The organism is Gilliamella sp. B2969 (assembly GCF_026536195.1).
Lineage (GTDB): Bacteria > Pseudomonadota > Gammaproteobacteria > Enterobacterales > Orbaceae > Gilliamella.
The window spans coordinates 130,626-142,766 of sequence record NZ_JAFNOP010000007.1 but is presented as its reverse complement, the minus strand read 5'-3'; the positions used below and the strand labels follow the sequence as shown (position 1 = coordinate 142,766).

General features: G+C 35.5%; 11 protein-coding genes. 6 read left to right on the top strand and 5 right to left on the bottom strand.

Annotated features, from left to right (window positions below; all coding sequences use genetic code 11):
- Positions 1 to 507: 507 nt before the first annotated feature.
- Positions 508 to 1,143 carry an NAD(P)-dependent oxidoreductase gene (locus tag J3U66_RS07980; RefSeq protein WP_267344732.1) on the bottom strand — a complete coding sequence of 212 codons (636 nt, stop codon included), beginning with the start codon at positions 1,141 to 1,143 and terminating at the stop codon, positions 508 to 510.
- 186 nt (positions 1,144 to 1,329) lie between these two features.
- Between J3U66_RS07980 and J3U66_RS07975 the strand changes: the two genes are divergently transcribed.
- Positions 1,330 to 1,662, top strand: a complete 333-nt coding sequence (locus J3U66_RS07975) for a winged helix-turn-helix transcriptional regulator (RefSeq protein ID WP_267334063.1) — start codon at positions 1,330 to 1,332, stop codon at positions 1,660 to 1,662.
- A gap of 93 nt (positions 1,663 to 1,755) precedes the next feature.
- On the opposite strand, the gene J3U66_RS07970 is transcribed toward J3U66_RS07975, so the two are convergent.
- The gene (locus J3U66_RS07970; protein ID WP_267348667.1) at positions 1,756 to 2,289 is read right to left on the bottom strand and encodes a hypothetical protein; all 534 of its coding nucleotides are present in this window, start codon (positions 2,287 to 2,289) and stop codon (positions 1,756 to 1,758) included.
- A gap of 265 nt (positions 2,290 to 2,554) precedes the next feature.
- On the opposite strand from J3U66_RS07970, the gene treR reads away from it, so the two are divergent.
- From treR to treC, 3 genes are all read left to right on the top strand, one after another.
- Entirely contained in the window at positions 2,555 to 3,520 is a 966-nt protein-coding gene (gene treR / locus J3U66_RS07965) for a trehalose operon repressor TreR (RefSeq protein WP_267334061.1), read from the top strand.
- Positions 3,521 to 3,686: 166 nt separating this feature from the next.
- On the top strand, positions 3,687 to 5,114 hold the full coding sequence (gene treB / locus J3U66_RS07960; protein WP_267344734.1) for a PTS trehalose transporter subunit IIBC: 1,428 nt from the start codon (positions 3,687 to 3,689) through the stop codon (positions 5,112 to 5,114).
- A 76-nt stretch (positions 5,115 to 5,190) separates the two neighbouring features.
- Positions 5,191 to 6,864 (top strand): alpha,alpha-phosphotrehalase, encoded by a 1,674-nt coding sequence (gene treC, locus J3U66_RS07955; RefSeq protein WP_267348665.1) that lies wholly within the window; start codon positions 5,191 to 5,193, stop codon positions 6,862 to 6,864.
- 58 nt (positions 6,865 to 6,922) lie between these two features.
- Here the strand turns inward: treC and J3U66_RS07950 are convergent, their stop codons facing one another.
- The 3 genes from J3U66_RS07950 to J3U66_RS07940 form a co-directional block, all read right to left on the bottom strand.
- Entirely contained in the window at positions 6,923 to 7,732 is an 810-nt protein-coding gene (locus tag J3U66_RS07950) for a helix-turn-helix domain-containing protein (RefSeq protein WP_267348663.1), read from the bottom strand.
- Between the two features lie 96 nt (positions 7,733 to 7,828).
- Positions 7,829 to 9,358, bottom strand: coding sequence for a DHA2 family efflux MFS transporter permease subunit (locus J3U66_RS07945; RefSeq protein ID WP_267348661.1), 1,530 nt, complete (start codon positions 9,356 to 9,358; stop codon positions 7,829 to 7,831).
- Positions 9,355 to 10,527: an HlyD family efflux transporter periplasmic adaptor subunit gene (locus tag J3U66_RS07940; protein WP_267348659.1), complete on the bottom strand. Its 1,173-nt coding sequence runs from the start codon at positions 10,525 to 10,527 to the stop codon at positions 9,355 to 9,357. Before J3U66_RS07940 ends, J3U66_RS07945 begins: the two co-directional genes overlap by 4 nt.
- A 148-nt stretch (positions 10,528 to 10,675) precedes the next feature.
- Between J3U66_RS07940 and J3U66_RS07935 the strand changes: the two genes are divergently transcribed.
- Positions 10,676 to 11,101: a hypothetical protein gene (locus J3U66_RS07935; RefSeq protein ID WP_267344738.1), complete on the top strand. Its 426-nt coding sequence runs from the start codon at positions 10,676 to 10,678 to the stop codon at positions 11,099 to 11,101.
- Between the two features lie 344 nt (positions 11,102 to 11,445).
- Complete coding sequence (locus J3U66_RS07930; RefSeq protein ID WP_267344739.1) at positions 11,446 to 12,138, top strand: JAB domain-containing protein; 693 nt, start codon at positions 11,446 to 11,448, stop codon at positions 12,136 to 12,138.
- Positions 12,139 to 12,141: the final 3 nt, after the last annotated feature.

Below are 12,141 nucleotides of genomic sequence, written 5' to 3'. Positions count from 1 at the left end.
TATGATAACTATATGAAAAAAAATAACATTAATAGAATCTGACCAGATTAAGCAGCATGATTAGTTTGCCTATTTTTACCTAAAGTTTAATTTATAGCTGAATTTTTCCTATGCAAACAATAAATATGCTTACCGTGTTTATTGTTTGGCAATTTTAGATTATAAATTAACACTCGTTTAAGCGCTGATGGCCTTAATCAAAAACTTGCAACACTAGTTCGGCTAAAGTGAGCTGAATCGGCAAACCTCATATCATTAGCTAAAGTTGTTAATGTATGACACAACATTTATCATATAAATCATATAAAGTACTAAACGAATTCGAGTTTTCATTTATCCTATTTTCCTAAATTTATCTGTAAATGATTAATAAACAGCTACTCAACCAAATACGATAAAAATGGTTATTAATAGTTGATAAATAGAGTGGTTTATTGGGGGAAAGGTGATCGGTTTTAACTACCTTACATTAATCACAACGACTTAATGTAAGGTAATGTCTAAAGATTACTCAGTAACAATAGTAAAACGTTGTTTAATATGTTTAGCATGTTCAGCTTCGTCGATCATAGCAATTGCATAATCGGCATAGCTAACGTGGCTTTTACCGTTACTATTGAATAAAACTTGCTCACCGCCAGAAGTGTAATGACCGGTTCTTGGTCCATCAGCGATAAACTCAATAGCTGGGCTTAAATAGGTCCATTGTACGTCATCGCATTTTTTCAATTGATCAAGGCCTTTAGCCATATTATTGGCTAGCGGTTTAAACTCGTCAGGGAATTGAGGTGTATCAACTAAACGAACTGTTTGTTCTGGATTAACGTACAAGCTTCCCGCTCCACCAACAACTAACAAGCGATTAGGTTTACCACTTAAAATATCAGTTAAATGTTTTAAGCTAGTTTGATGTTGTGGAAGGGTGTCGGGCGTCCACGCCGCGAAAGCATCAATGATGACATCAAAAGGTTTCAAATCGTCATATGTAAGTTGAAAAAGATCTTTAACTAGCACGTTTGCTTTAGGATCAACTTTCGCATCAGCTTTACGTACAATGGCGGTAACATCATGTCCACGCGATAGCGCTTCTTTAACAATCAAACTACCTGATTTACCATTAGCACCAATAACTGCAATTTTCATTATCCACTCCTTTTGTCTTATCTAAATAAAATATTTTAAATTTTGGTTAATGCCTAATTTACTGAGCATCTACGACCCAAACACGATATTTAGATTAATATTCAAAGTTTCTATTGTAAAGTAGGTACTAAGTAGTAATATAGTATCCAATTTGGAACCATTGTTGAATTTAAAGGAATTATTGATATGTTAACCATTGACAACTTACCACCTTGCCCTGTTGAAACTACATTAATGCTAATGGGTGATAAATGGAAAGTTCTGATTATCCGTGACTTACTGACCGGCACTAAACGTTTTGGCGAATTAAAAAAATCACTAAATGGCATATCACAAAAAGTGTTAACTCAACATTTAAGAGCAATGGAAAAAAGTGGTCTTATTCATCGTAAAGTCTATGCTGAGGTTCCCCCTAAAGTTGAATATACTCTTACCGAAGTCGGGCAAAGTTTAAAACAAGTACATGATGCGATGTTAGATTGGGGACAAGCGTATAAATCAAGAAAGAATCAGCAATAATAATTACAAATCAATCATGTAAATATAACTAAAAACGCATAACTAAAACCCCAAAGAGTGGTAAACAACTTACCATTCTTCAATCAAATACAGTTAGTTATCTACTTCCAGACAACCAAAATAAAATTCACCGGTTTTAGTATCTTGATCGCGACCAATAAGCACTGTCTTTGGATAAGGATTATCAGTAGTCACAGGTGCAGTATATTTATAATATTGATTGATATTACCCCAAGAAAGCGTTTGTTTTAGCTCATTAGGAATTGGTTTTGCGCCAATCGATTGAACAAAATTATTCATATCCCCTTTAGCGATAGCAAAAAAATAAGACCCACTATCACCAAGATAACGCACAACAGATACTGTAACATTATCAATGTTAAACGGTGTGGCAAAATGAAATTCCTGATTAATCAGTCCATCTTCTTCCAAATTTTTAACTTTAATATTGTGTTCACGTAGTCGCGCTACTGTTTTGGCATCGCGCGCATCAAAAGCCTCGGTTTGGCAAAATAAAGCAGCTTTAAATTCATCTTCAACGGTGGCTGCTTTTGGATTAGCCAATGCCACCCATTGTAAGCCCAACATAAGCACTATACCACTGAAAATCTTATAGCGTGTTTTCATATGTTCCTTATAAAATCCTAAACCATACATGTAAATATTCAGCTAATTAAATTTATTTAACCGACCAAACAACATATTGCTGGCTTTTGATAAAAGTCTTTTTTGTCTAAACATTGAAGTTTTTCATAAACGCTATTATGACTTTTTTTGTATCAAAAGATACTATTTTTTCTCAAAGCAAAAGTGAGCCATGCAATATGAATATCGCAATTTCCCTTAAACTATATTACTATGATTTAACTGATTTTCATTCACTGAACTAACTATGCGCGAGTCTTCCAATAACTTAACCATTAAAGATATTGCCAAACTTTGTGGGGTAAGTAAGTCCACTGTTTCAAGAGTAATAAATCACGATCCTATGGTGAAGGAAGTGACGCGTAATAAAGTCATGGCGATAATTGAGCAGTATCAATTTACCCCATCAAAATCAGCCAGGGCAATGCGTGGTTATGGTAATAAAGTGATTGGTATTATTGTAACTCGCCTTGATTCGATGTCTGAAAATCAAGCAGTTCGCTCAATGTTACCTATTTTTTACCAGCGTGGTTACGATCCTATCATTATGGAAAGCCAATTTAACATTGATAAGGTGCAAGAACACCTAGCAATGCTAAAAGAGAAACAAGCAGATGCGGTAGTAATATTTGCGTTTACCGGGCTTGATAAATCTTTATTATCTGACTGGAAAAATAGGTGTGTGATATTGGCAAGATCGTTTTCCGAATATACTTGTGTTTGTTATGATGATGTTGGAGCGGTAACAAATTTATTTAACTATCTACACCAAAATAAAAAACATCAAAATATTGCTTATATTGGTGTAGATAAGCAAGATCAAACAACTGGCGCACTGCGATATCAAGCCTATCAAGATTGTTGCTTAGCACATCACACCATACCTAATGCTTACTTAGGCAAATTAAGTTACCGTTCTGGCTATAACCTTGCTCAATCAGTTTTAAAGCATTCACCTTCGGCTATCATTTGTGCTACCGATGCTATCGCATTAGGACTAAATAAATATTTAAGTGAAAAAAAACGCAATCATATCGTTGTGGCTAGCGTTGGTCATAGTGAACTGCTTACTTTTTTGTTTCCACAAACTGTCGTTATAGAACTAGGTTTTGATAGAGCCGGCATTTATGCTGCTCAAGAGTTACTTAATATGTTACAAGGTAAAATTACCGGTAAAACTATCACGGTTCCTTGCCAATTAACGAATCAATAATCAATCTGATTCGAATTATACGCTAAAAAATTGTGAATTGAATCACAATTTGGGAACGTTCCCATTTATTATTTATTGAATTCAATTTATGATAACTATTGATATAAAATAGCCAAATTATTGATGTAATAAAACAGCGAAAGTACTAATTGAAAGGAGACTTGCGATGGCTAAAGATTCGAAAATATCAACAGAATCGATCATGCAATTAATTGAATTTGTTGGCGGCAAACAAAACATTGCGAGTGTAAGCCACTGTTTGACTCGATTAAGGTTTGCTTTGGTTGATCCTAAAACCGCCAATATCCAAGCTATCGAAGCATTACCTTTTGTCAAAGGATGCTTTAACAATGCTGGGCAATTTCAAGTGATTATTGGCACGAATGTGGATGATTATTACAAAGTACTAATCCAGCAGTTAAATTTAACTGAAGCAACCAAAGAACAAACAAAAGCTGCATCTAAACAAAATATGTCTGTTTTTGAAAGATTAATTTCGAACTTAGCTGAAATTTTTGTACCCTTGCTGCCTGCTTTAATTGCAGGTGGTTTGTTATTGGGATTACGCAACATTATTGGTGATATGCCCACCATAGATGATAAGCCATTAATTGAAACTTATCATTGGTTAGCACCTATTTACAATATACTTTGGCTACCTTGTGAAGCAATTTTCCATTTTCTACCGGTGGCAATTTGTTGGTCAACGGTGAAAAAAATGGGTGGGTCGCCTGTGTTAGGGATTGTTCTAGGCATAACATTGGTTTCACCACAATTGATGAACGCTTACGATCTTGGCAGTAAAATACCTGAAGTGTGGGATTTTGGCTGGTTCACTATCCAAAAAGTCGGCTATCAAGCACAAGTGATTCCATCGATTTTTGCCGGTTTAGCACTAGGATGGATCGAAACGCGATTACGTAAAATTATCCCTGATTATCTTACGTTAGTGATTGTTCCGATTGTATCACTGCTACTTGCTGTTTTTTTAGCGCATTTTTTATTAGGTCCTTTAGGGCGTATGTTAGGTAATGGTATTGCCTATGGGGTTAGATATTTGATGACGGGTGATTATGCCTTTATTGGTTCAGCCATTTTTGGTTTTTTATACTCACCGTTGGTGATCACCGGTATTCACCATACAACGTTGGCCATTGATATGCAGATGACCCAAAATATGGGGGGCACACCGATTTGGCCAATTATTGCCCTATCCAATATTGCTCAAGCCTCGGCGGTTGTTGGCATTATTTTAGTTAGTAAAAAACATAACGAACGTGAAGTGTCGGTTCCGGCTGCCATATCAGCTTATCTGGGCGTGACTGAACCAGCTATGTACGGGATCAATTTACGTTATAAATTCCCGATGCTATGTGCCATGATCGGTGCTGCGTTTGCTGGCTTAGTTTGTGGTCTATTTGGTGTGTTATCTAATGGTATTGGAGTCGGCGGATTACCAGGCATCTTATCGATTCAACCCGTTTATTGGGGAATTTATGCCTTAGCTATGTTGGTGGCAATAGTTGTGCCAATTGTTTTAACAGCAGCTGTTTATAAATTAAAATTGAAAAAAGGCACATTAGATATTCGCTAAACACGAATTAATATCCGTTAACCATTCGATTACTGAATGGTTAATTCATGTCAGATTAAAAAATAAAGAGTAAGCAATGAATAAAATAGATATCCCGTGGTGGCAAAATGGTACTATCTATCAAATCTATCCCAAAAGCTTTCAAGCCAGTGGCGCGGGTTCAACGGGGGATTTATTAGGCATTATTAGTCGATTAGATTATCTGAAAAATTTGGGCATTAGTGCGATTTGGTTAACGCCAATTTATCCCTCTCCGCAAGTTGATAATGGTTATGATGTATCGGATTATTATGATATTGATCCGGCTTATGGCACGATGGACGACTTTGAATTATTGGTTAAGCAGGCGCATGAACGTGATATCCGGATTATGATGGATATGGTATTTAACCATACTTCAACAGAGCATCCATGGTTTAAATCCGCCTTAGATAAAACCAGCCCATTTCGATCGTTTTATATTTGGAAAGATGCCAAAGCTGACGGATCAGAACCCAACAATTGGCGATCTAAATTTGGCGGCAAAGCCTGGCAGTGGCATGAGCAATCAGGACAATACTATTTACACCTGTTTGCAAAGCAGCAAGCCGATCTCAATTGGGAAAATCCAACTGTCCGCCAAGAGATTAAACATGTCTGTCAATTTTGGGCGGATAAAGGGGTTGATGCATTAAGGCTTGATGTGATTAATTTGGTCTCTAAACAGCAAGACTTTCCGGATGACATGAATGGTGACGGACGAAGATATTATACGGACGGCCCGAAAATACACGAATTTTTACAAGAGTTAAGTCGAGATGTTTTTCAACCTAATGGTTTAAAAACCGTGGGTGAAATGTCGTCCACTACGCTTGAAAACTGTCAAAAATATGCCGCATTGGATGGCAAAGAGTTGACCATGACGTTTAATTTTCATCATTTAAAGATTGATTATCCAAATGGGGAAAAATGGACGCTGGCTAAGCCTGATTTACTTGAACTCAAAAAAATACTTGGCTATTGGCAAATGGGTATGCACGGTAAGGCATGGAATGCGATTTTCTGGTGTAATCACGATCAACCTCGCATTGTGTCACGTTTAGGTAACGAAGACCAATACCACAACGAATCAGCCAAAATGCTAGCGATGATTCTTTATGGACTACAAGGCACGCCATACCTTTATCAAGGTGAAGAGATCGGGATGACCAATCCCCATTTTACTCATATTTCGCAATATAAAGATGTGGAAAGTCTTAACATCTACCAAGAAAAAATTGCCGAAGGTGTGTCAGAGTCTGATATGTTAGCGATTCTTGCCAGTAAATCACGGGACAATAGCCGAACGCCAATGCAATGGGACAACACCGTCAACGCCGGATTTAGTCAAGGTAAACCTTGGATTGAGGTGGCAAACAATTACCCAAAAATCAATGTGAAGGCAGCACTTGACGATCCTAATTCCATTTTTTATTGCTATCAAACCTTAATCAAATTACGCAAAACATATCCGATCTTTATTTTCGGCGACTATCAAGATCTAACGCCTGATGTTGCTAATTGCTGGTGCTATGTCAGACATTGGAATAATCAAACATTACTTGTGATAGCCAATCTGACCGAAAATACGGTTAAATGGCAATTGCCTAAAGCATTGGAAAATAGTTCTTGGCAAAACTTGTTAAGTAATTACTCAAATCAAACAGAGTTTGAAGGTGAAATGGTATTACAACCTTATGAGGCTATGTATTTGTTGCACGAAAATAATTAGCAATTTTTAACATACTAAAATTAACGCAGAATTGAATGGTTCAGCTGGGTATAGTGAGTTACTTTTCTGCTGGCTTATGCAAACAATAAATATGTTTACCATGTTTATTGTTTGGCATTTTTTGATTATAAATTAACGCTCGTTTCAGCTCTGAGGGCCTTAATCCGAAACTTGCAACACAAGTTCGGCTAAAGTGAGCTGAATCGGCAAAGCCCATATTATTAGCTAACGTTGTTAAAGTTGCCGATGCGTCAAGCGTATTAATAACATCACGCAATCTTTTCCATAACAGATAGCCTCGGAAATTAATACCTAGATTTTCTCGAAATAAATGTAAAAAACGACTTTCGGATAAATAAATTTTATCAGCAATGTCTTTTGAGGATATCTGTTTTACCGGCAATAACGAAATTATTGAAATTGCTTTAACTATTCGACTATCTTGCCGACAAAGACAACTTGTATTAGGGCGATATAATAAATTAACAATATGCTCGACATCGAATACCTGTTTATTTTCAATAGTATGTATAAAATATTGTGCCAGTGTTGAAGCTTCTTCACGCGATAAACGATAAATAGGATCGTTTTCAGTAAAATGTGACAACAAATGAAAATAAGGCGCGTCGGGTTCGAGTAAAAAATTGATAGCGCAAGTTGTATTTAATTTATGTGGCAGATTTGAACGAATAATAAAACCAAATTCACGATACTTTTTATCTTCTGTTTCTAAACTTAAAAAAATATCGTGCAGTGATATCGTTAATTGTAAACAAGGATGGCGATGAAATTCGGTATTAACGTTATGGAGAAAGTACAAAGTTGCTGACTCTTGTTCATCTAATTTAATCACCGAATCAATATGCAAAATGCGCTCTCCTGCTTATTTTATATCTGAATACTATACCACTGATTGATTCTTTACTCCTGTCATAAAAATCACGTTGATTTAATTAGCCAAGTATCAATTAACCTTCACCGAAGATTTTGCTAACCATACTATACCAATTAAACCTAAAAATATCATACCATATAGCCAAAATATCTCATTAATACCAATTAATAATCCTTGATTGGTAATCTGTTGAGCCAACATAGCTGATACTTGCATATTAGATAGGTCTTGTTGATTGAATTGTTGATAAGTGTAATTTAATGCCTGAGAATTTTGATAAATTATATCAGTCAATTGACTGTGATGAATTACTTCACGACGCTCCCATAAAGTAGCGGTTAACGAGGTACCAACTGATGTCGATAACGTTCTAAAAAAGTTAAAGATACTGCCGGCAATTGCTAATTTATGAATGGGAATATCAGATAAAATAATGATATTTAATGGCATAATAAAACACGCTATCGCAAAACCTTGATAAAACTGCGGCCATGCTGCATCAGCAAAAGTCATGTTTGATTCAAATGTATATGCTCGCCAAAAAAAACAGAGTGCAAACACAATAAAGCTAAACGTCACCACTTTTCGCATATCAACATTTGAAGCAAATCGGCCAATTATTGGCGCAAGAAAAATAGGAACCAAACCAATTGGCGCCAACACTAAACCGGCGTAAGTTGCAGTATAACCAAACACACGTTGTAATAATTGTGGTTGAATAACCAGCGTGCCAATATGGAGTAAAAATGCCAAACTGATACAAATTGTGCCAATGGTAAAATTTCGGGATTTAAAAACGGATAAATCAATAATTGGATAATCTGTTGTTTGTTCCCAAATAATAAAATAACTAATAAAAACAACAGCTAATACAGAAAGAATAATAATCTGATTAGAATTAAACCAATCAAGCTCTTTTCCTCTATCTAATACCAGTTGTAAACACCCCACGCCAGCTATAAATAAAACTAATCCAATTCTATCAATGGGTAATTTGCTGGTAGCCGTTTCACGATCTTTTAATAAAAGGTGAACACCAAACCAAATGATGATCCCGAAAGGAATATTGATTAAAAAGATCCATCCCCAAAAATAATTATCACTAATCCAACCACCTAGAATTGGACCACAGATTGGCGCAATAATAATTGTCATTGACCATATGGCTAATGACATATTTTTTTTGGCCGGCGGGCAATACGCTAATAGCAAGCTTTGCGATAGAGGGATGATTGGTCCAGAAACCATACCTTGCAATAATCTTGAAAAAATCAGCATGGCTAAACTATTTGAAATACCACAAAGCCAAGAAGTGACTACGAAAAATAAGATAGAATAAGTAAATAATTTCACTTCACCAAAACGCTGAGCTAACCATCCCGTTAAGGGGATCGAAATAGCATTAGCAACGGCAAAAGAGGTGATAACCCACGTTCCTTGCGAGTTTGAAGCACCAAGATTACCCGTAATGGTTGATAACGCCACATTAGTAATTGTTAAATCCAAAATCTGTAAAAACGCGATTACCGCTAATAAAATAATTAGTAAGATAAATCTGATGCCAGTTAAAGGCAATGAGGACGCTTTACTTTGATTCATTGAATAATCTGCGTAGCGTAGAAATTGGTTTTTACAATATCCTCAACGAGCTGCTCAAATTCACTTTCATCAAAAGAAAGTGAATCCGTTTGATATTTTATCGTCTTCGCTGGAATATCGGTTAAAAGCTTACCTGACGTATCATGCGTATCCACATTCACATTCATTGATAAGCCTATACGTAATGGAAATTGTTTAAGTTGCGCTTTGTCTAATTCAATCCGTACCGGTAAACGTTGAATCACTTTGATCCAATTTCCTGTCGCATTTTGTGCAGGTAGCAAAGAAAAAGCACCGCCAGTACCCATCGCAATACCACTTATCTTTCCTTTATACTCAACTTTTTCACCATAGTAATCACTTTCTAAGGTAACTGGCTGACCGATACGAATATCGTTTAACTGTACCTCTTTAAAATTTGCTTCTACCCATACTTGATCTAACGGAACAATAACCATTAAACGCTCACCTTTAGTCACTTGTGTACCAACTTGGACACTTCGCCTCGCGACATACCCAGTTACAGGCGCGGTGATTTTGGTTCGCTTTAAGTTAAGCCAAGCTTGTTTTAATTTAAAAATTGCTTGCTGAATACTTGGTTGTTCTAATAATGGCGTTTTCATTAGTAGCGCATTATTAATGGCTAATTCATGCTTAGATATCTTTAAATCATTAATAGCAAAATCGACATCTTGCCTTGCATGAATAATCTCTTCTTTTGAAATGACCTTTCGTGACCAAAGATTCTCCCGGCGTACAAGATCTTGCTTAAGTTTGTCTAAGGTGACTTGTTTTAACTGAATGCTGGCTAAAAGTTTTTCATTTGTGATCTGAATTTGATGCAACTCTCTAATCGCTTTGATTAACGCATTTTTGGCATAACCAAATTCATTTTCTGCATCAACTGCATCAATCGTTGCTATCACATCATTTTGTTGAATAAAATCGTTATTATCGACATTAATCTCTACTATTCCACCATTTACTTGCGCATCAACCGGGACCTGATTACCCATAACATAGGCATTATCAGTTGATTGATTAAATCGACTAAACATAAACCAATAAACGCCATAAGCCAAAGCAAAAAAAAGAAATAATAGCGTTAATATAATCAGCTTCTTTTTACGTTTAATTGGGGGCGGTGGCGAATCTATCTCTTTATCCATACTTTTGTCCGTCTAACTACCTTGAGATTGATTAAAAAAAAATTTATAAGTAGTATTCAAAAGAAAAATGATTTTGTCTTGAATAAAGTAGCTAACTTGCTTTTAATTGAAGTGATGAAAAGATTGAAAACAACAAAAGGACGGCCTAATGAAATTAATTAATTTATTAATTATCATCTTATTTAATTTTATCGGCGCCTATCTAAGTTACCAATGGTGTTATCGAATAATTATCGCAAAACATCGCACACCAGAATTATATTATTTAATATTTTATGGTTTGTGTTATTTCTGTTTTATTCTGATTTCAATCTTTCTTTTAAATAAAATAAAACGACCACTTGGATTAGTCATTTTAGGCGTGCCAATTGGTATTATAATTCCCGCAATGCCGCCTATTGTCCCAATGTTAGTAATGGAAGATACTGATAAATTGGCTTTTAATCTAGATTTTATTATGGGGATGTTAGGTATCACATCAATGATAACCCTTAATTTTATAATCTATCCGGCAATTTTATTATGCTGTCATTATTCGATTATTGGGTTGCAAAAAGTAAGAAGTAAGAAGTAAGAAGTAAGAAGTAAGAAGTAAGAAGTAAGAAGTAAGCTTGCATTGAAGCAATAATCAATTGCAATAACTAGCCAAAAAATTGTCCAACTATTTTATACTGTCGAACTTATTAGATTGGATTGTTGATATTGAATTATCTGCTGTTATTTTAGGCGTTTTATAATAAAAATTAGGAGAATTATAATCCAATCTAAATACTAAATGAATGTTATTGCAGTTTACGATGAACCTATCAGGTAAACATAAAATATGCCAGCACAGGTATAACAAAGATTAATTAACTTCTGCTAAGCCTAAGAAAAATATGCTATATTATTTTTTAATTGATTTTACAAGGTGATACGATGGATATTAAACTGACTAAGCATGATAAACGCTATATTGAAAGCACGGATGATGTGTACAGCATTATGCAACGTGTGTTATTGCGTGATAACCAAATCGACCAAGAAAAAGAACATCTTTGGATGATTGGCATGAATCAAGCTGGTTATATCCTGTATATCGAACTGATTGCGCTTGGCAGTTATAAATCGGTCGACGTTGAACCGATGAATGTATTTCGTGTTGCAGTGATGAAAAACGCCTCACGGGTGATACTAGTTCATAATCACCCGTCAGGATCACTGACGCCGTCGGATGCCGATAAAGATATCACCGATCGCCTAATTCAAGTCGGCCGTATTTTAAATATCGACCTAATCGACCACCTAATCATCACCCCTAAATCCTATATCAGCTTCCGCAGTACTAAACTTATGGACGAGTTAGAACAAAGCCTAAAATACGTACCGACTTATCAAGTAGTTGAACGCATCCGTAAGGAAGAAAAGTTGATTGCTAAAGAGAAGTTGGCGGTTGAAAAGGATAAGACAAAAACAGCTCAACAAAAAGCAAAAGAAATAAAAGAAAAAGCTGAGACTGAAAAGAAAATATTGATTAATGCATTGTTGGAAAAAGGTGTTTCGGTTGATGATATCGCTAAAATTTTGGGGATAACGGTGAAGGCGGTTGAAAAAATAATAGATAAAAAATAAATA